General features: G+C 49.0%; 22 protein-coding genes. 2 read left to right on the top strand and 20 right to left on the bottom strand.

Translation table 11 applies throughout. The features are described 5' to 3' along the window. Nucleotides 1-3: 3 nt before the first annotated feature. From ybgF to AC0KH7_RS04450, 13 genes are all read right to left on the bottom strand, one after another. On the bottom strand, nucleotides 4-819 hold the full coding sequence (gene ybgF, locus AC0KH7_RS04510) for a tol-pal system protein YbgF (RefSeq protein WP_472371089.1): 816 nt from the start codon (nucleotides 817-819) through the stop codon (nucleotides 4-6). Between the two features lie 21 nt (nucleotides 820-840). Beyond that, nucleotides 841-1,467, bottom strand: a complete 627-nt coding sequence (locus AC0KH7_RS04505) for an OmpA family protein (protein WP_472371087.1) — start codon at nucleotides 1,465-1,467, stop codon at nucleotides 841-843. Nucleotides 1,468-1,506: 39 nt separating this feature from the next. Beyond that, complete coding sequence (gene tolB / locus AC0KH7_RS04500; RefSeq protein ID WP_472371085.1) at nucleotides 1,507-2,805, bottom strand: Tol-Pal system beta propeller repeat protein TolB; 1,299 nt, start codon at nucleotides 2,803-2,805, stop codon at nucleotides 1,507-1,509. A gap of 66 nt (nucleotides 2,806-2,871) precedes the next feature. Next, nucleotides 2,872-3,897 carry a cell envelope integrity protein TolA gene (gene tolA / locus AC0KH7_RS04495; protein ID WP_472371083.1) on the bottom strand — a complete coding sequence of 342 codons (1,026 nt, stop codon included), beginning with the start codon at nucleotides 3,895-3,897 and terminating at the stop codon, nucleotides 2,872-2,874. Between the two features lies 1 nt (nucleotide 3,898). Continuing rightward, nucleotides 3,899-4,309, bottom strand: a complete 411-nt coding sequence (locus AC0KH7_RS04490; protein ID WP_472371081.1) for an ExbD/TolR family protein — start codon at nucleotides 4,307-4,309, stop codon at nucleotides 3,899-3,901. A 44-nt stretch (nucleotides 4,310-4,353) separates the two neighbouring features. After that, on the bottom strand, nucleotides 4,354-5,052 hold the full coding sequence (gene tolQ, locus AC0KH7_RS04485; protein WP_472371079.1) for a protein TolQ: 699 nt from the start codon (nucleotides 5,050-5,052) through the stop codon (nucleotides 4,354-4,356). Next, the gene (gene ruvB, locus AC0KH7_RS04480) at nucleotides 5,045-6,016 is read right to left on the bottom strand and encodes a Holliday junction branch migration DNA helicase RuvB (RefSeq protein ID WP_472373785.1); all 972 of its coding nucleotides are present in this window, start codon (nucleotides 6,014-6,016) and stop codon (nucleotides 5,045-5,047) included. Before ruvB ends, tolQ begins: the two co-directional genes overlap by 8 nt. A 288-nt stretch (nucleotides 6,017-6,304) precedes the next feature. Beyond that, the gene (gene ruvA / locus AC0KH7_RS04475) at nucleotides 6,305-6,910 is read right to left on the bottom strand and encodes a Holliday junction branch migration protein RuvA (protein ID WP_472371077.1); all 606 of its coding nucleotides are present in this window, start codon (nucleotides 6,908-6,910) and stop codon (nucleotides 6,305-6,307) included. An 8-nt stretch (nucleotides 6,911-6,918) separates the two neighbouring features. Beyond that, entirely contained in the window at nucleotides 6,919-7,437 is a 519-nt protein-coding gene (ruvC, locus tag AC0KH7_RS04470; RefSeq protein ID WP_472371075.1) for a crossover junction endodeoxyribonuclease RuvC, read from the bottom strand. A gap of 57 nt (nucleotides 7,438-7,494) precedes the next feature. Continuing rightward, nucleotides 7,495-8,247 carry a YebC/PmpR family DNA-binding transcriptional regulator gene (locus AC0KH7_RS04465; protein WP_472371073.1) on the bottom strand — a complete coding sequence of 251 codons (753 nt, stop codon included), beginning with the start codon at nucleotides 8,245-8,247 and terminating at the stop codon, nucleotides 7,495-7,497. Nucleotides 8,248-8,342: 95 nt separating this feature from the next. Then, nucleotides 8,343-9,428 (bottom strand): quinolinate synthase NadA, encoded by a 1,086-nt coding sequence (nadA, locus tag AC0KH7_RS04460; protein ID WP_472371071.1) that lies wholly within the window; start codon nucleotides 9,426-9,428, stop codon nucleotides 8,343-8,345. Nucleotides 9,429-9,450: 22 nt separating this feature from the next. Continuing rightward, on the bottom strand, nucleotides 9,451-11,238 hold the full coding sequence (gene aspS / locus AC0KH7_RS04455; RefSeq protein WP_472373784.1) for an aspartate--tRNA ligase: 1,788 nt from the start codon (nucleotides 11,236-11,238) through the stop codon (nucleotides 9,451-9,453). Nucleotides 11,239-11,316: 78 nt separating this feature from the next. Beyond that, complete coding sequence (locus AC0KH7_RS04450; protein WP_472371069.1) at nucleotides 11,317-12,015, bottom strand: DUF502 domain-containing protein; 699 nt, start codon at nucleotides 12,013-12,015, stop codon at nucleotides 11,317-11,319. A gap of 204 nt (nucleotides 12,016-12,219) precedes the next feature. Between AC0KH7_RS04450 and AC0KH7_RS04445 the strand changes: the two genes are divergently transcribed. Both AC0KH7_RS04445 and AC0KH7_RS04440 read left to right on the top strand, forming a co-directional pair. After that, nucleotides 12,220-13,065 (top strand): SDR family NAD(P)-dependent oxidoreductase, encoded by an 846-nt coding sequence (locus AC0KH7_RS04445; protein WP_472371067.1) that lies wholly within the window; start codon nucleotides 12,220-12,222, stop codon nucleotides 13,063-13,065. Continuing rightward, nucleotides 13,052-15,277 carry a patatin-like phospholipase family protein gene (locus AC0KH7_RS04440; protein ID WP_472371065.1) on the top strand — a complete coding sequence of 742 codons (2,226 nt, stop codon included), beginning with the start codon at nucleotides 13,052-13,054 and terminating at the stop codon, nucleotides 15,275-15,277. Before AC0KH7_RS04445 ends, AC0KH7_RS04440 begins: the two co-directional genes overlap by 14 nt. A gap of 7 nt (nucleotides 15,278-15,284) precedes the next feature. On the opposite strand, the gene AC0KH7_RS04435 is transcribed toward AC0KH7_RS04440, so the two are convergent. The 7 genes from AC0KH7_RS04435 to greA form a co-directional block, all read right to left on the bottom strand. After that, entirely contained in the window at nucleotides 15,285-15,617 is a 333-nt protein-coding gene (locus AC0KH7_RS04435) for a thioredoxin family protein (RefSeq protein ID WP_472371063.1), read from the bottom strand. An 81-nt stretch (nucleotides 15,618-15,698) separates the two neighbouring features. Continuing rightward, nucleotides 15,699-16,589, bottom strand: a complete 891-nt coding sequence (locus AC0KH7_RS04430; RefSeq protein ID WP_472371061.1) for an ROK family protein — start codon at nucleotides 16,587-16,589, stop codon at nucleotides 15,699-15,701. After that, nucleotides 16,590-17,237, bottom strand: a complete 648-nt coding sequence (locus tag AC0KH7_RS04425) for a class I SAM-dependent methyltransferase (RefSeq protein ID WP_472371059.1) — start codon at nucleotides 17,235-17,237, stop codon at nucleotides 16,590-16,592. 3 nt (nucleotides 17,238-17,240) lie between these two features. Next, on the bottom strand, nucleotides 17,241-18,047 hold the full coding sequence (locus AC0KH7_RS04420) for a ferritin-like domain-containing protein (RefSeq protein WP_472371057.1): 807 nt from the start codon (nucleotides 18,045-18,047) through the stop codon (nucleotides 17,241-17,243). Nucleotides 18,048-18,133: 86 nt separating this feature from the next. After that, nucleotides 18,134-18,493 carry a hypothetical protein gene (locus tag AC0KH7_RS04415; RefSeq protein ID WP_068648199.1) on the bottom strand — a complete coding sequence of 120 codons (360 nt, stop codon included), beginning with the start codon at nucleotides 18,491-18,493 and terminating at the stop codon, nucleotides 18,134-18,136. A 162-nt stretch (nucleotides 18,494-18,655) separates the two neighbouring features. After that, entirely contained in the window at nucleotides 18,656-19,084 is a 429-nt protein-coding gene (locus AC0KH7_RS04410; protein WP_472371055.1) for a DUF4149 domain-containing protein, read from the bottom strand. A 29-nt stretch (nucleotides 19,085-19,113) separates the two neighbouring features. Continuing rightward, nucleotides 19,114-19,590: a transcription elongation factor GreA gene (gene greA, locus AC0KH7_RS04405; RefSeq protein ID WP_068648195.1), complete on the bottom strand. Its 477-nt coding sequence runs from the start codon at nucleotides 19,588-19,590 to the stop codon at nucleotides 19,114-19,116. Nucleotides 19,591-19,625: the final 35 nt, after the last annotated feature.

Below are 19,625 nucleotides of genomic sequence, written 5' to 3'. Positions count from 1 at the left end.
CCCTTATTGCCCCGATTTACCCTTCAAATCCTTCAGACGCTGCGCGGCTTTGCCGGAAGCTTTATCTTTTGGAAAGGCCTCCAAAAGTTTCTGGTATAGCGCTTTGGCCTCTTTGGATTTTCCCATCTCCTGGTGCATATCCGCTGATCGCAGCATCGCATCCGGCGCTTTGCTTGAATCCGGGTATTTTTCATACACCATTTTAAAGGCTTTCAAAGCTTTTTGATCGTGCCCCAATATCACCTCGGACTCTCCTTCCCAGTAAGAAGCATTGCTGGCCAAGGCACTCTGAGGATATTGTTTTTTAAAGGCCGAAAAGGCTTTAGTGGCGGATTTGTAATCGGATTTTTTAATCAGCGCAAAAGCTTCATCATAAGCCTTCTTTTCTTCCGCTGTCGGAGCATGAATCGCATTGGTGACAGCCTTAGCATCACCCGATTCGTTTTTGGAATCGGCTTTGGCTTGCACGCCTTTCGAAGCAACCGACTCGGAACTCACCACCGGAACCGAGGCCACCGGCTCGACAGGTTGGGCTTCTAATTGACTGATGCGCTCATCGGTTTCTTGATATTGCTTTGCCATCTTATCGCGTGCTTGCGACAGCTGATATTTCAAACGGTCCATTTCCCCGTAAAGTTCTTGAATTTGGCGCTGTTGCTCTGCCAAACGACGGCTTAATTGAATCAGAACCGGGTTATCGGCCCGACGTTCTAACCGCTCAACCCGTTGTTCCAAAGACTGCGCCGCCGCTTGAACCGTTGTACTAAAACCAACCACGACCAAAAGCATGGCCATTGCAGATGTCAGAGCTTTTACCATCGTGCTTAACTCCGCAGTTTATTATTGCGCTTTAATTTCCACCCGGCGGTTTTTCGCCCAGGCATCTTCGTCATGACCTTCATTGGCCGGCATTTCTTCGCCCATCGTGATCACATCAATTCGATCATCACTGACACCATATAGCATAAAGGCTTCAGCGACCGCTTTGGCTCGACGCTCGCCCAATGCCAGATTGTACTCCGGCGTGCCGCGTTCGTCGGTGTGACCCACCAGTTGGATTTTTTCGTCCGGGTTATCCACTAAAATCGCAGCATAATGCTTCACCGTTTCCAGAGAGGCATCATCCACGATGTACTGATCATAACCGAAGTAGATGACGGGTTCGAATGTTTGCCCCATGTCGGTCACAGGTTGATTGGCGGCATTCAGATCCTGACTGGCCAATTCTTCACTGCTGACAGCCGCGCCTGTTTCCGCACCGGCGCCCATCACTTCAACTTCATTCACTTCGCCTGTATCCGCTTTTTCCAACTCAAGGCGTGCTCTTTCCTCATAATCCACACCCGAATCGTCTGTTGCCGGCTCGATATTCATATCGGCGTTTTCGCCCGTTTTAGGCGTGCTGCTACAAGCCGCCAACGATGCAATCAAGGCAATCCCCAACCCCAGTTTCAATTGATTGTACATACCCAACTCCTTAAATGTGATTTACTTTATGCCGACTGTTCAGTTTGACTGAAAAGGTCCCCAGGACGGTGAACGTACTTCACCTTTTTGAACGCTCAATATTTGCGTCGTATTGTTATTCGGAGACACCACCGCCAACTTGCCCTGCCCGCCTTGATTCATGGCATATAAAATCATTTCACCATTCGGCGAAAAGCTCGGTGATTCGTCTAAATAGGTTTTCGTCAAAATATTAAATTCATCATTATACAAATCCAACAACCCGATATGAAAACCACTGTTGGCGTGAACCATGGCAACGTAACGGCCATCTGGAGACACGGCCGGGTTAGCGTTATAACGCCCCACAAATGAAATACGACGCATTTCACCAGTATCTAGAAACACCTGGAAAATTTGTGGCTGACCGCGTCGATCCGAGTTAAAAAACAAAGAATGTCCATTTGGTGCCCAAACCGCTTCGGTTTCAATCGCCCAATTGCGCGTCAAGCGGCGCAACTTTTTGGTTTTCATATTCATGATATACACATCCGCCGACCCGTCTTTCGATAAGGTCAATGCCAAATTTTTACCGTCCGGCGACCAGCTTGGCGCGCTGTTAATGCCTTTAAAACTGGCAACGATCTGACGCGTTTTCCCGTCCAGACTTTGAATGACGACTTCCGAACGGCCATTTTCAAACGTAACATACGCCAACTGCTTGCCATCCGGCGACCAACTCGGCGACATAATCGGTTTACGGGAACGCAAAATTGGCTGTGAATTATGACCGTCCGAATCAGCCACTTCCAAGCTGTATTGTTTTTTACCATCGAGGACTTTCACCGTGACATAAGCAATACGCGTATTAAAGGCTCCGCGAATCCCCGTCAGTTCTTCATAAATGAGGTCGCTCATTTTATGCGCCACATGACGCAAAGCACTTTTCGGAATATTCACCCAGCGCTTACCGATCACTTGCTGCTTTCGTAATAAATCAATAAAGCGCATTTCGATCTCGTAGCGGCCATTAGCGTCTTCAGTCACTTGCCCAATCAACAAATTATCGGTTCCCAGTTGTTTCCACTTGGAAAAATCAACATCTTCCAGGGTTTTGGGGCGACCGGGTAAGCGGCTTTCTTCAACGGGCCGAAACTTGCCACTTCGTAACAGGTCATTTCCCACAATGTCACTCATATTCACCGGAGGCGTGACGGCCTTACCCTGCCAGTCAAACGGTAAAATCGCAATCGGCAGTGCCGAGTCCGAACTCTGGTCAATTTGAATGGTCAAATCAGCCTGAGCGGCTCCGGCCCATAACCATACAAACGCGATGAAATATTGGGAAACTCTCTTCATATTCGACATCATTGTGATTCAGCTCTGCAACTTTATTGTGTTTTGAGACCTTTGCACAGGTCTCGTTTAAGGGTTAAAAATAAATTTAATATTTCGTTCAAACAATTCCTTGATCGGCGGTGCCGGTAAAGGCTCTGCACGATATACCGCTTTGACCGCATCTTTTTTGAATTGTTCATTCGCAAACTTATTACATTTTTCGACTTTCACGCCACTGATCATCCCTTTTGGCGTTTGAGTAATCGACAAGACACACTGAGCCTCATCCGATACTTTTGCCGCGGTGCGCCAATTATCTTTCACACTGGCGGCAATCGACGAAATATACGTGTCTCGCAGACTTTTTAATTCTTTTTCTTTCGCAGTCTGACGTCGCTTGGCTTCTTCGGCCGCTATCTGCTGCTGTAATGCGGTTTCCGCTTCTTGCTGTTCTTTTTGCAAACGCGCTTGCAAAGCCGCCTCTTCCAGACGCTTTTTCTCGGCATTTTGCTGTTTAATCTGTTCTTGTAAGGCTTGTTTTTTAGCCTCTTCCGCCTGACGCTTTTTCTCCGCCTCGGCAACACGCTTTTTGGCTTCTTCACGTTTTTTCTCGGCTAACTGCGCTTCTTTTTTGGCTTGCTCAGCCAAACGTTTGGCTTCAGCTGCGCGCTTCTGTTCCGCTTCAACCCGTTGCTTCTCGATTTGTGCTTGGCGCTTGGCATCTTCTGCACGACGTTTCTCAGCCAAAGCTTGTTTTTTGGCCAGTTCTGTCTTACGTTGCTCTTCTCGCTGCTGCTGTTTCAGGGCCGCTAAACGGCGTTTTTCCGCTTCGGAACGTTTTTTCAGTTCTTCTTGTTCCTGGCGTTTGGCCGCTTCCTGCTGTTTGATTTTGGCCAGCTGTTCTTTAACCAATGCGGAATCAACCGCAAAGGTTTTCATCGGCTCTACTTGTTTTACTTGCGTAATTTGAGCCTCTTCAGAATCATTTTGTAAGCTGACTTTCAAGATGGGTTCATCGTCAAAGGAACCAAACACCAAACCAATGGCAATCACGATGTGCAACAACACTGCAGCCGACAAAGCTAAGGGATGACGAATAATAAATGCAAACATACTACTTCTCTTCCGGCTCCGTCATAAGAGAGACCTGCTGAACGCCATTGGCTTTCAACAGAACAAACAGATTGACCACTTTACCGTAAGGCGTCTGGCGATCCCCTTGAATATAAAAAGGTTGATTCGGTTTAAGCTGAGCGCGCGCGACCACTTCCGCCACCAAGTTTGCCAGGTCTTTCTGCCCGAGCACAATATCCGGAGCTTCGGACGTTTTGTATAACCCTTCGGCGGTGACGGTTATGACAAAGGGTTCAACCGGTTTAGCATCGGCTTGCTTTTGATTTTTTACAACCGGTGTCTGTGGTAAATCAACCGTCACCGCTTGTTGAACAATCGGGGCCGTAATCATAAAAATAATCAGCAATATCAAGGTGACATCGATGTAAGGCACCACGTTGATTTCAGACATCAGGCGTTTTCGAGACTGTGATCGAAAAGAGTTACGCATTGAGTTCATCCCTGCTCTGCATCCATTTTTTTCTCAAGGGCATGGGCTTGACGTTGAATAATGGTCAAAAACCCTTCGGCAAAATTTTCATACAATCCCACCACTCTATCGGTTTTGACAGACAAACGGTTATAAGCAATGACAGCAGGTATCGCCGCAAATAGCCCCATCGCAGTAGCAATCAGCGCTTCAGAGATCCCAGGCGCTACGGCGGCCAAAGTGGCATTCTGAATATCGCCCAAAGATGAAAAAGCATGCATCACCCCCCAAACGGTCCCGAACAACCCGATATAGGGCGCCGACGAACCGACGGTTGCCAGTAAAGCCGTTTGGTTTTCCAGGTTTTCAACTTGACGAGAAAAGGCGACACGCATTGCTCTTTGAGTGCCATTCATCAGATCGGACGCATCCAAGACGCCTTGTTTTTTCAGATTAACAAACTCCTTAAAACCGGCCTCGAAGATTGACGCGTTGCCACGCTTATCATCTTCATTTGCCACTTGGTTATACAGCTGGGTTAATTCGGACGTTTGCCAGAATACATCGTCAAAGGCTTTAGCTTCGGCGGCCGCTTTACGGACTTGATAGGATTTCGCAAAGGTGATGGCCCAAGCCATAATGGACATCAATAACAGGATTAACATCACGCCTTGAACGACAGGACTGGCATCTAAGATCAACTCCATTAAGGAATGTTCATTCATTTTCAAATTTCTCCGGTAGTGCTAACCCCAGATGGCGGTACGCCGTTTGCGTCACCACTCGTCCCCGGGGAGTACGAACTAAAAAGCCCTGTTGTACAAGAAACGGTTCGATGACGTCTTCAATCGTTCCCCGTTCTTCGCCTAAGGCCGCAGCAATGCTGTCGATCCCCACAGGGCGGCTTTCAAATTTTTCAATCAACAATTCCAACAAGCGCCGATCCATCTTATCCAGACCGAGCGGATCCACTTCCAACAAATTCAACGCAGCATCGGCAATCTCGGCGGTAATAATGCCATTTCCTTTCACCTGGGCGTAATCGCGTACCCGTCGCAATAAACGGTTGGCAATACGCGGCGTGCCGCGTGAGCGGCGGGCAATTTCAATCGCGCCGTCCGGTTGCGTTTCCATACCAAGAATATTGGCGGAACGACTGACAATTTGCCCCAACTCGTCTACCGAGTAAAACTCCAAACGCTGCACAATGCCAAACCGGTCCCGCAACGGCGATGTCAGCAAACCGGCTCGTGTCGTCGCGCCGACCAATGTAAATGGCGGGATATCAATTTTTACCGTTTGAGCCGCCGGCCCTTCGCCGATAATAATATCGATTTGGAAATCTTCCATCGCGGGATACAAAATTTCTTCTACGATTGGGCTCAGACGGTGAATTTCGTCAACAAACAGAACGTCGTTGGGTTCCAAACGGGTGAGAATGGCGGCTAAATCACCTGGTTTTTCGATGACAGGGCCGGATGTCTGGCGCAGGGTAACCCCCATTTCCTGGGCAATGATATTGGAAAGTGTGGTTTTACCCAGGCCTGGCGGTCCATAGAGCAACACATGATCCAAATGCTCATTGCGCATTTTTGCCGCGTGAATCGACAATTGAAGCTGCTCACGAACCGCCTGTTGTCCAATGTAGTCCGTAATCATCTGTGGGCGAACAGATGGCTGAACATACATGTCTTCTTCTAACGCCTGTCCACCGACAATACGATCCGTTTCAATCATCTTAAACCCGTCACCTTAGCTCAGTGCCATTACTTAGTCGAATAACGCAACTCATTATAATCTTTCTCTTATCTTTTTTGAGTTGAATTTCGTTATTGCCTCCACCGGTCAAGTGCTTCAGGGTGTCACTTCATCCGATACATGCCGGATGATTATTTGAATGGTTATCGATATTCTAATGGCACCCTCATCAGACACCATTGAAAAAGTTTGAAGCCGAAGAATGTCAGCTTCCAATTTTCACAACTTAATGGTCATCAAGGCCTGTTTGATGGTTTCTTCCAAACTCAAACCCTTCTCCACCGAGTTAACCATTTTTTCAGCCTGCGCCGGTTTATACCCTAACGACACCAGCGCTTCAATGGCTGGCGCCATGTTTCCAACCGTTTCGAGTTTCGGGCTTGCGGTGCCGGCAACAGGCGCTACCCCGTCCACGGCGCCCCAGCCTTTCAAACGATCGCGCATTTCAATCACAAGACGCTCGGCAGTTTTCTTACCCACGCCCGGAATTTTGGTCAGCGCAGGGGCATCACCCACATCCACCAGCCCGACAAAATCATTGACCGACATGGCGGATAATATACCGATGGCCATTTTCGCGCCAATACCGTTAACCTTAATTAACTCTTTAAACAAACTGCGTTCCTGCTCGGTGGCAAACCCGAACAACAGCATGGCATCTTCACGCACATGCATATGCGTCAGCAACGTCACCTCTTCTCCGGCGTCACCGATGGCGTAAAAGGTGGACATCGGCGCTTCAACCTCATACCCCACACCATTCACATCAATTAAAATCAGCGGAGGACGCTTGGCGTGTAATTTTCCCGATAAAAAACCAATCATAACAATCCTTAAAACTTGGAACCTTTGGAAATTTTTTCCGGGTCGATGCCCAGGGTTAAATAACGATCATGGCACAAGGCGGCCGCCAGCGCATCGGCGGCATCCTCCTGAGGGCTTTCGGTCAGCTTCAAAAGGTTTTGCACCATAAACTGCACCTGATCTTTGGAGGCATGGCCTTGCCCGACAATCGTGCTTTTGATTTGAGTGGGCGTGTATTCCATAATCGGCACGTCTTTCAAAGCCGCCGCACACAAAATAACACCTCGCGCCTGGCCGAGCTTAATCGCCGAATTCGGGTTTTTGTAAACAAACACCTTCTCAATCGCCATCACTTGCGGTTGATATTGATCAATGATCTGACAAACCGATTCGAAAATGGTTTTCAAACGTTCGGCTCCGGACAGCTTTTCAACGCGAATCACCCCGCTCAATAAATAACTCGGATGATAGCGTCCCGACTCAATCAAACCAAAACCGGCTTTGCGAGACCCGGGGTCAATGCCTAAAATGCGTTGTAACTCTGCCACATAACGTCCTGAAAATTCAATTAAAACCACCAGGCCTGGCGATTTTTACATATTGGCCTAACTTGCGTCCATCAACTGCGCCATCACTTCATCAGACACATCGATATTGGAATAAACGTATTGGACATCGTCCAAATCTTCCAGAGCGTCGATCAACCCCAAGGCTTTTTGCGCATCGTCTAATTCCAACGGCACTTTGACCTCCGCTTCCATCGATACTTCAGCGGATTCCGGTTCAAACCCGGCGTCCACCAAAGCCGTTTTAACATCCATATAATCTTCCGGCGCGGTAATGACATCTACACCATGATCTTCGGTCACAATATCTTCCGCACCGGCTTCTAAAGCCACTTCCATTAGCGCGTCCTCGTCCACGGTGGACGGGAAACTCAACGTGCCTTGTTTTTTGAACATATAGGCCACGGAGCCAGAGGTCCCCATATTGCCACCGCGCTTATTGAAGGCGTTGCGCACTTCCATGACCGAACGGTTTTTATTGTCGGTCAGGCAGTCCACAATCAAAGCCACACCGTTTGGTCCATAACCTTCATAACGAATTTCTTCGTAATCGTCGCCTTCACCGCCGCCCGCACCGCGAGCAATGGCCTTATCGACGGTGTCTTTTTTCATATTGGCGCGTAGCGCCTTATCGATGCAGGCCCGCAAGGTTGGGTTGTCGTCAGGGTTGGGACCGCCCTGTTTCGCGGCGACGACCAACTCCTTAATCAATTTGGTAAAAATCTTGCCACGCTTGGCATCTTGAGCGGCTTTACGGTGTTTAATATTTGCCCACTTACTGTGACCAGCCATTGTCTCCCCCGTGATTACTGAAATGTGTTTGATGTGGCTTTTTGAAAACCGTTGCCGACGGCATCAAAGCAGCTAAAGAATAAAGGTTTGTGCCATCAGTCGGTGGTTGATTTTGTTTTCACCAGTCCTTTGGCACGCGAAAATTCCAACATCCGGTTCACCGACTGCAAGGCTTTTTGGCGAATGGACTCTTCGATCAGAATCTCACCGGTTTCGTTTTCCAAACAGGCGGCCAGGTTATGCAAGCCGTTCATCGCCATCCAAGGACAGTGCGCACAACTAATACAATGCCCACTTTTACCGCCGGTCGGCGCAACGATCAATTCCTTTTCCGGCGCCAACTGCTGCATTTTATAAAAGATACCGTAATCGGTCGCCACGATGAATTTCTGATCCGGCAAGGTTTGTACCGCTTCAATCATCACCCGGGTGGACCCCACCACGTCGGCCAAATCAACCACTTCCGCCGGCGACTCCGGGTGCACAATGACTTTCGCGTCCGGGTGTTTCTCCTTCAGAGACTGCAATTCATACATCTGGAATTCGTCATGCACAATGCAATGCCCTTGCCAGCGAATCATCTCCACACCGGTTTCTTTTTCAATCCAATGCCCTAAATGACGATCCGGTGCCCAAATGATTTTCTCGCCTTGCTCTTTCAGATGAGTGACGATTTCCAAGGCATTGCCCGACGTCACCACCCAGTCCGCCAAGGCCTTAACCTCAACACTGGTATTGGCATACACCACGACCTTGTGATCCGGGTACTGCGCACAAAACGCGGCAAACTCTTTCGGAGGACAGCTTTCGTCCAAAGAGCAGGTGGCGTTCAAGTCCGGCATCAGAATGGTTTTTTCCGGGCTCAGCATTTTCGCGGTTTCACCCATAAAGCGCACACCGCACACCACCAACATATCCGCTTCGGATTGCGCGCCGAAATTGGCCATTTCCAACGAATCCGCGACCTTGCCGCCGGTTTCTTCGGCCAACGCCTGCAGGTCGTCATCCACATAATAGTGCGCAACCAGCTGGGCGTTCTTTTCCCTGAGCAGGCGTTTGATCTTGTCTTTCAATGCTTGCTTCTCAGCCGCATCCATTACCGGCGGAATGGGCGCCGACTGGGCCAATAAATCAATGCGGCTGAGCAACTCAACCGGGACACTGGTGGCGAGTGAAGACATAGTTTCTCCTGACCGAATCGAATCAGTCGGCCTGTTTTTCCGTCAGAGATTTGCGGAAACGCAATTCCAAATCGGCCATTTGAGCATTATCAACGGCACCCGGCGCATCCGTCAGCATACACGCGGCGGACTGAGTTTTCGGGAAAGCAATAACGTCGCGAATCGAGTCGCGTTTCGCCATCAACATCACCAGACGATCCAGACCGAAGGCCATACCGGCATGCGGCGGACAACCGTACTTCAGAGCATTCAACAAGAAACCAAACTTCTCATCCGCTTCTTCATCGGAAATACCCAACATTTTCAATACGGCCGCTTGCATATGCGTGTCATGGATACGCACCGACCCGCCACCGACTTCAATACCGTTAATCACCAAGTCGTAGGCACGAGACAACATTTGATGCGGTTCGTCGTGGTTTAAGATTTCTTCCGTGGTCGCTTTCGGCTGCGTAAACGGGTGGTGAATGGCCGTCATTTTGGCGGTTTTCTCATCCATTTCAAACATCGGAAAATCCACTACCCAAACCGGCGCCCATTCCCGCTCGATCATATCCAGGTCTTCGCCGATCTTGCAACGCAAAGCCCCCAAGGCTTCGTTGACGATCTTGGCTTTATCCGCGCCGAAGAAAACGATATCGCCGTCTTCAGCCCCGACACGCGCCATAATTTCCATCGCCTGATCCGGGAAGAATTTCACAATGGGTGATTGCAATCCGTCTAAGCCCGCCGACAAATCATTGACTTTAATGTAGGCCAACCCTTTCGCACCGTAAATACCCACAAATTTGGTGTAATCGTCGATTTCCTTACGCGACAACTGCCCGCCTTGCGGTACGCGAAGCGCCGCCACACGTCCCATCGGATCTTTTGCCGGCCCCGCAAAGACTTTGAATTCAATGTCCTGTAATAAATCAGCCACGTCCACCAACTGCAATGGAATACGCAAGTCCGGGCGGTCAATGCCGTATTTTTCGATGGCTTCGGCATAGGTCATTCGCGGGAAGTCATAGTCAAAATTGACCTCCACCCCGTCACGGAAAATGGTTTTGGTCAAGCCTTCCATCATATCCATGACTTCTTCTTCAGTCATAAACGAGGTTTCGATATCCAGCTGGGTAAATTCCGGCTGGCGATCGGCACGCAAATCTTCGTCTCGGAAACAACGGGTAATCTGGTAATAACGGTCAAAACCGGACATCATCAACAATTGCTTAAACAACTGAGGAGACTGCGGCAAGGCAAAGAATTTATTCGGATGCGTTCGGCTCGGCACCAGATAATCGCGCGCGCCTTCCGGTGTGGACTTGGTGAGAATCGGCGTTTCCATGTCCATAAAGCCATTGTCATCCAGATAACGACGCGTGGAACGCGTCACTCGGTAACGGGTACGCAAGGCTTCTTGCATTTCATCACGACGCAAATCCAGATAACGATACGTCAGGCGCACTTCTTCGGAAATATGTTTGTCATCCAGCTGGAACGGAATCGGTTCGGCCGCACTCAACACTTCCAAATCATCGGCAACGATTTCGATTTTCCCGGTGGTCATTTTCGGATTGATGGTTTCCGGCGTTCGAGCGCACACTTTGCCTTGCACCTTCAACACATACTCGGAACGGACACGTTCCGCGATATTGAACATGGCGTCATTTCCCGGATTCACCACTACCTGAACAAGCCCTTCACGATCACGCAAATCAATGAAAATGACCCCACCGTGGTCGCGGCGGCGATGTACCCAGCCGGACACAGTGACGTGCTGGCCTTCCAAAGTTTCAGTTACTTGTCCACAATAGTGTGTACGCATCATATCGTTTATTACCTTATCTTGCTAAAACGCCCCGTAAATGGCGCATTCTATTTTCCAATGGTTAAAAATTTCAATTCAATTCTGTTTTTCGTTCGATGGCAAGTCGTTCGATGTTTTGTCAAGTTCGATTGGCTCAATCACCTCAATGACGGTGCCGGCATTATCGACTTTTTGCCAGGGCGGCACAACCACCCCCCCGGAAATGACCATTTTCAAGGCATCGTCGACACTCATGTCCAATTCGATGATTTCGTTGTTCGAGGCCATAATAAAAAAACCGGAGGTCGGGTTCGGCGTGGTCGGCACAAACAGATTCACCACCTCCTGCATATTGGTCTTCATCTGCGCTTCGCCCTGGGTTTTGCTGGTCTGAAAGGCTAACGTCCACAAGCCCGCACGCGGGTATTGCAGCAAATAGACTTTCTGAAAGGTTTGAGAGCCCGAGCCAAACAAAGCCTCGGCAATCTGTTTGACCGCCGTATAAATCGAACGGACCAACGGAATGCGAGACAAAAGCTTTTCCCACATTCCATAAAGGTATCGACCAAAAAAGTTCGCCACCAACATCCCGGTGACAAAAATCAATACAAACGACAGGATAATGCCGAACCCGGGAATATGTCGCCCTAACAACTCATCCGGCCGTAAATGCTCGGGCAACAGTAGCAGGCTCTGGTCAAACAGGTTAACCAGAAAGATCAAAGCCGCGATGGTCACCCCTAGAGGTAACCATACCAACAAACCAGCAATTAAATAACGTTTGATAAATGACATCTGTCCCGCTTCGCGAATCGTTAAATCAAGCCCTTTATTATATAAGAATTTGAAGCCTTTTGGCAGGATTCATACGAATCTCCTGAGATTTGAAAAACATCGTTCGAACAACAAAAAATCCAGAGAAACACTTGCACTTTACCGAAGTTGCCCTAAGATTAGAAAATCAACGACGAACAACCCTGAAAAACCATGGGAACCACCGTGCACACAACACACACTCTGCTGATTACAGGCGCTTCTACCGGTATTGGACATCATGCCGTACACCACTTTCACCAACAAGGTCATCGCGTCATTGCCACCTGCCGCAACCCCAGGGATGTGGAACGCCTTAACGGCCAAGGAATCGAATGCATACAAATGGATCTGGCCGATACGAAATCCATTCGTCAGGCGGTGGACACCCTTCTATCCATGACACAACGGATTGACTTACTATTCAACAATGCCGCTTTTGGATTACCCGGAGCGGTGGAAGACTTAAGCCGCGATGCCCTGCGCCACCAGTTCGAAACCAATGTCTTCGGCACCCAGGAACTCACCAATCGTTTACTGCCCACCTTTCGCGCGCAAGGATTCGGTAAAATCGTCTATAACAGTTCCATCCTAGGCTTTGCCGCCATGCCCTACCGAGGCGCTTACAACGCCAGTAAATTTGCGATTGAAGGCTTGGCGGACACGCTTCGCCTGGAACTCAAAGAAACCGGCATTCAGGTCGTGCTTATCGAGCCCGGACCGATTACTTCCAACTTTCGCGCCAATGCCTATGCACAATTCAAACACTGGATTGCCAAAGACCAAAGTGCACATCGTGATAACTACAACGCCATGATCGACCGCTTGGAAACCGAAGGGCCAACCGCGCCTTTCACGCTCGGGCCGGAAGCCGTCACCGAGGCGATGGAAAAAGTCTTGAAATCCACCAGGCCTGCTCTGCGCTACCGAATCACTTTCCCGACCGTCTTATTTGCTTACCTTAAGCGCTTACTGCCGGGGCGATGGCTGGATGCTCTGTTAATTAAGGCGGGCGGCGATGGAAAACGTTAAACGCCTGCTGCCACTGGCTTTTTGCTGGTTACTTCTGTTACCAACCGCCAACGCATTGGCGGCCAAAGACGATTCAAAACGCCCGAAAATAGGATTGGTACTGCCTGGCGGAGGGTCGCACGGTTTGGCGCATATTGGTGTTATCAAACAATTAGAACGTTTAAATGTCCCCATCGATTACATTTCCGGCACCAGTATGGGCGCCTTGGTCGGCGGGCTTTACGCCTCCGGTTTAAGCACCCGCGAAATTGAAAACTTCGTCACCCACGTCAACTGGGACCAAACTTTCGTGGACGAAAGCTCCCGCCACTTCCTATCGTTTCGCCGAAAACAAGACCAGTTTCACTACTTCGTCAAAGGGGAATTCGGTTTACGAAACGGTTACTTCAAATTGCCCAGCGGGCTATTATTAGGGCAGCAACAAGCGACCCTTCTCAAAGGCATGACCTTACCGGTCAGCCACGTTCAAGACTTCGACAAATTGCCCATTCCATTCCGAGCCGTTGCCACCGACGCCCGAACAGGCGAAGAAGTCGTGCTGAAATCCGGAGATTTGGCACAGGCATTACGGGCCAGCATGTCAGTACCCGGCATCTTTGCGCCCGTCAAAATCGACGACCATTACCTGGTAGACGGCGGCGTCACCAATAACACACCGATCGATGTTGCTCGGCAAATGGGAGCCGATATCGTCATTGTCTCCGACACCCACACTCAAACGCCGAAAACCGCAGACATGGACTCCTATTTTGGTATCACCAGCCAAATCATCTCCGGCGTGGTAACCGCGAACAGTTTACGCCAATTAAAAACACTCAAACCCAGTGACGTTTTGATTCGTCCAATCATCCCCGAAACAATCAGCCCGACCGACTTTGAGCACCCCAAAGAAATCATTCAAATCGGTTCAGAAGCGGCTTTAGCAAAAACCGCTCAATTGGAAACCCTCAGCGATCCAAATTATCATACGCCGTCCAGTCAGCGCACCTGGGGAACAATTGATGAAATCAAAATTATCAATACCACAAATCTATCCAACGACGTCATCGAACAATACATTCACCAGAAAACCGGCCAACCGATTGACCGGATTCAATTGGAAACCGACATCACGACACTTTACGGTTTAGGTTTTTTCGAACTCATCACCTATGAAATTGTTGAAAACGATGGCCAGAACACCCTCACCATCAAAGCCACGCCACCCTCCTGGGGGCCGAATTTCTTTAAGCTCAAACTAAACTTGGCTTCCAACCTCAACGACAGCAATGTGTTCAACATCGGGTTACGCCACACCTATTTACCGGTCAACGGATTGGGTGGCGAATGGCGAAACGAAATCAACATAGGCCAAACACAACAACTTAAGACGGCTTTCTACCAGCCGCTCGACACCCGTCAAAAGCTTTACATTGAACCTTCTTTTGAAGCCAAGAGCCGAACCTACGACCTCAATGACCAAAGCAGCATCGCTTCGGTGCAGCTTGAACAACAGACCTTCACCCCCAACCTGGAACTTGGCTATAACTTCAATTTAAACTTCAGAGCTTATGTCGGATACGACTGGGAGATTGGCGAACTACGACTGGGCAAGAATGCCGATTCGCAACAAAAAGAAACCTACGATGACAATATTCTTTATACCGGATTAAGGTACGACAGCTTGGATCAAGTCGCTTTTCCACGCAAAGGTAACTTACTGGATCTGTCTTACCGAAACACCCTCTACAACATCGATAAGGCTGGCAAAGTACAAGAGTTCAAATCTTTCTTGTCGAGCTACTTTTCCCATGGCCGCCACACGGTTAACCTCCACTTCGAAGCGGCCAACCAGGAAGCCGACCAAGGTGAAGACATACACAGTTTTTACACTTTAGGCGGTTTCCAGCGACTATCCGGCTATGCTGAAGACGACTTAATCGGCAATCAAATCCTCTTCGCCCGCCTGAAATACTTATACCGAATGTCGTCCAGCAGCAACCCGCTGAACTTTCCATATTACCTCGGCGCAACACTGGAAGCCGGCAATATTTACAATCAAGAAAACATTACCGGCGTCAACTCATCCGATGTATCTTGGGCCAACACCAAACAAGCCGGAAGCATTTTCATCGGCATGAACAGCTTTGTCGGCCCCATCTATTTTGCTTACGGCTATCACGACGAAGAACATCAGTCACTTTACTTCTACTTTGGGCATGCCTTCAATTAAAAGCCGGTTAATCTGAAAACAACATCCGGTAGGGGCGCTCGATTTCCTGCATGACCTTTTGCAAACTGAAACTGCGCACCTCTTCGATAAATCGCTGTCCGGTGAAAAACACCTGCAAGGTCGGCAAGGTAAACACGCCGTTCTGTGCACAAATATCCGTCACCTCGTGACAATCCACATACACCATTTTAATATTTGGGTAAGACGACTCGACCCACTCAATCAGCTTTGGTTTAATGGAATGACAGACGTTACAATCTCGCCCACCGAATAGCACCAACAAGGCTTCTTCAGCTTGCTTCAACTCATCCAATCGTTCCAACGATGTAATCGTTTCCATCTTCCCTTTCTCCACTCTTTATGACCCACTTATAAACGTGATATCACCTTTTCAGCCAGGCCTGGCCATTTTTAAAACACATCACAACCAGGCCGCACCGCGCACGCCACTGGAATCGCCCCATTTCGCCGGCACCAACCGAGTATCCACCCGATCACTGAACACCCATTGCGCCCAAAGCTCCGGAACACGGCGATACAAAAATTCAGCATTAGACAAACCACCCCCCAGCACGATGACATCCGGATCAACCACATTCATCACACTGGCCAACCCTTTCGCCAACCAATAGGCATAAGACTCCATATGCTCCCGGCAGGCCTTATCTCCGGCTTCGCCCGCTTCAAAAATTGCCTGCGCGGTCATGGTTCGCCCATCTATTCTGTTAAAATGCGCGGCCATGCCCGGTCCGGACAAAAATGTCTCCAGACACCCGGATTGGCCGCAATAGCAAGGCATCATCACATCGCTTTCCGAGTGCCAAGGCAAAGGGTTGTGCCCCCACTCTCCGGCAATGGCATTCACGCCGTTCAGCACCTGCCCCTTCACCACCAAGCCGCCGCCGCATCCGGTACCTAAAATCACGGCAAAGACCACGTCTTCGCCCGCCCCGGCACCGTCGGAGGCTTCCGACAACGCCAAACAGTTTGCATCATTAGCCAACACCACCTTCTGCGACAAGGGTTCCGACAAATCCTCGGCCAAATCGCGCCCGATCAAACAAGTTGAATTGGCATTTTTAATGCAACCGGTTTGCTTGGAGACGGCGCCCGGAATACCAATTCCCAGGCGCGAAAAATCCCCGACCGAAGTTTCCACCCGCCTAACCAATGACACAATGGCTTCTAAAGTCGCCGCATAATCACCTTGTGGCGTAGGTATCCGCTCACGCAACAAGATATCATTGTCCTCGCCCAACACGATGGTTTCGATTTTAGTACCGCCTAGGTCAATCCCCACCTTCATCGTCATTTATTTTCCTAAATACACACTGAAATCATTGGAAAGATAACCCTCTTCCAAAATTACTTGCGGTGCAAATTCGGAACAATACTCGGCCATTTCTTGTGGTTCAAAACTCTGCAATAGCCCCCGATTAGCCGTCCAATCGTGTCGGGCATTCAACAAGTTAAACGCCACGCCGGTTTTGGCCAAGGCGTACATTCGACGAATCATCGCTCTTGCATAATCGCCTTCACAATTGGGCGCATCCACCACCTCATTCATCGCACCGGAACAAACGACAAAATCAAATGCGTTCTCCGGCCAGTCAAAATCAAACAACTCGCCCTGGCGCAACGTCACGTCCGGATGCTTAAACCCGGCGGCCGTGACCATATCCGGCGATACGTCGATACCGGTATAACGAAAATCAAACCCACGCTCCGTCAGGTATGGGTGAAAATCCCCGAATCCCGCGCCCACGTCCAACAAATGAAACGGCCAGGCCTGGTCATTTTTCAAACCATAACGTAACAGCAAATCCGACAACACCTGAAACCTGACCTGCTGAGCCTCGGTATTATTCCAATAAAGTGCCGTCGCGCCGTAACCGCGCTCTTGAATGGAACGCCGGTGCCTGAGAATGATGCGTTGCCGGTGCATGTCGCTGAGTTTCATCTATTAAGCCGACTCCAAGGTTTTCAACCAGGCAATTTCTTCGTCACTGAAACCGGCGGCTTGACGGGCGTCAAAATTAAATGGCCCACGTAAATCGCCATGAAAATAATCGTCGATGATTTGCGTAAAAGTATCAAACGGGTTCAGATTGCGCTGCTCACATAAGTACCGAAACCAGCGGGAGCCCACTTCCACATGGCCAATTTCATCTCGCAGCAATATTTTTAAGATTTCCACACCGCGTTTATCACCCACGGCACGCAGTTTTTGAATCATCGGTGGCGTCACATCCAGGCCGCGAGCTTCCAGTGTTCTCGGCACCAACGCCATACGGACCAAAGGGTCATGATCGGTTTCATAAGTGGTTACCCAAAGCCCGTTATGGGCCTTAAAGTCGCCATATTCATACCCCAAATGATACAAATGCTCTCGTACCATCTGAAAATGATAGGACTCTTCGCCGGCCACGCCTAGCCAGTCGCGATAGTAGTCTCGGGGCATCTCCTGAAAACGGTAAATGGCATCCAGCGCCAAGTTCACAGCATTGAACTCGATGTGTAGGATAGAGTGCATTAAGGCGGCATGGCCTTCTTTGGAGCCCAGGCGGCGCTTGGGCAAATCTTTCGGCGGCACCAATTCAGGTTTTTCGGGACGACCGGCATCCGGCACTTTATGAATTTCCGAAGTGGGTTCAAAATTAAAGGCACCTTCCGTCCACCACTGTTGCAATAACGCCAACTGCGTCACTTTTGCATCCAGATCGGATTCCACCAAACAACGGTAAGCCTGTTCAAATAAATTGTGTTTCACGCACCATCCCTAACAACGAATAAAAAAACGTTCAGAAACAAAAAAGCCGACATAAAGCCGGCTTTCTCTTCCTAACCTATTGGCGCTTACTTACTGAAGTAGTAAGCCGCTTGAAGGTAAGGTGTGCCACGATACTGTTTTGCATCGATGGAATCGAACAATTTCGCCCATCTGGCACGATCTTCCGGAGTCATTACATAAGATGGGTTTAGACCCAAAGTCTTCTCACCGTAAGTCGCTTCAATTTTGCTCAGCTCAGCAAAACACTCACCAACAGTTGTTTTCTGCTCGTAAGCACGTGCCGCAGTGGCCCCTTTTTCTCTTGCCAACTTAACGATCGTATCACCGTCTGCAACACATTGATCATATTTTGACTCTGCAGCCTGCACGTTTAAGGTAAACGCGGCAACTGCTGCAACAAATAGCGCCTGTAATGTTAATTTCATTCAAACCACTCCGTTATCTTACCGTTGTATTTATATTAGGATTTAATCATTTACGGGGAGTATTTTCAGCCTTTTTCGTGCAAATTGCAACCGAAAACCCTGACTTTCAGCTATAAAATAATTAAATGCTTATAAGCTTTTTTTATGGTCTAAACGCGTATTTCAGGCTGGCTTAACCGTTTGACCTTTCCGTAAACCGATCCCCCAGACCACGAGCAAGCCTAGCGTCAACATAAACAGAACTTGAGAAATGCCATGCCACTGGGCAAACGTCATCCCAAACAATTCCGGCGACGTCGCAAGATCCATGGATTTCAACGTCATCATTAGCGGAGAGATTCCCCACAAATTAGCCGCCACCAAAAAAACGGCCACAATTAATAGAACATCTCGCCTGGCTCGAAAACGCTTCTGCAAAACTAACAACAGCAAGAGTGCGGACATCAATATCAAATCAACCCCGTAGAGCCCGGTCAGAAAAACGCCCATTAACTCTCCGGCCTGCTCGCTACTCAAACGACCAAACAAAACCGGCGCCACCACATAACCAATCGTGACATTGGCGGTCAACAAAACCATCAACAAAGCCATGTACATCGCTTAACAACCGTTAAATAACATTAAATATACTGAATTTCGACGATTTCGTAATCAATGTTACCGCTCGGAGCCTTCACCACGATCTCATCCCCTTCTTCTTTCGCAATCAACGCCCGCGCAATCGGAGAGTTCACTGAAATTTTATTATGCGTCAAGTCCGCTTCTTCTTCACCGACGATCTGATAAGTGACTTCTTCATCGGTTTCTACATTCAAAACCGTCACCGTCGCACCGAATACGACTTTGCCATTTGGGTTCAACTTAGTAACATCAATAATTTGAACACGACCTAACATATTTTCAATTTGCTTGATTCGCGCTTCAATCAAGCCCTGTTGTTCACGGGCGGCATGATATTCGGCATTTTCTTTTAAATCGCCATGCTCTCTGGCTTCAGCGATTTCATTGGAAATGGCCGGACGATCTTCTTTTTTTAATTTCTGTAATTCGGCTTGTAGGGCATCAGCCCCTTCTTTTGTCATCGGATGTCTTTGCATTCTCTTTTCCTCACACTCTTCCTAAAACAAAAAAC

The organism is Hydrogenovibrio sp., from assembly GCF_965140365.1.
In the GTDB taxonomy this organism is placed as follows: Bacteria; Pseudomonadota; Gammaproteobacteria; order Thiomicrospirales; family Thiomicrospiraceae; genus Hydrogenovibrio.
Note: the sequence above shows the minus strand (reverse complement) of the source record. Positions and strands in the feature narration are given on the sequence as shown.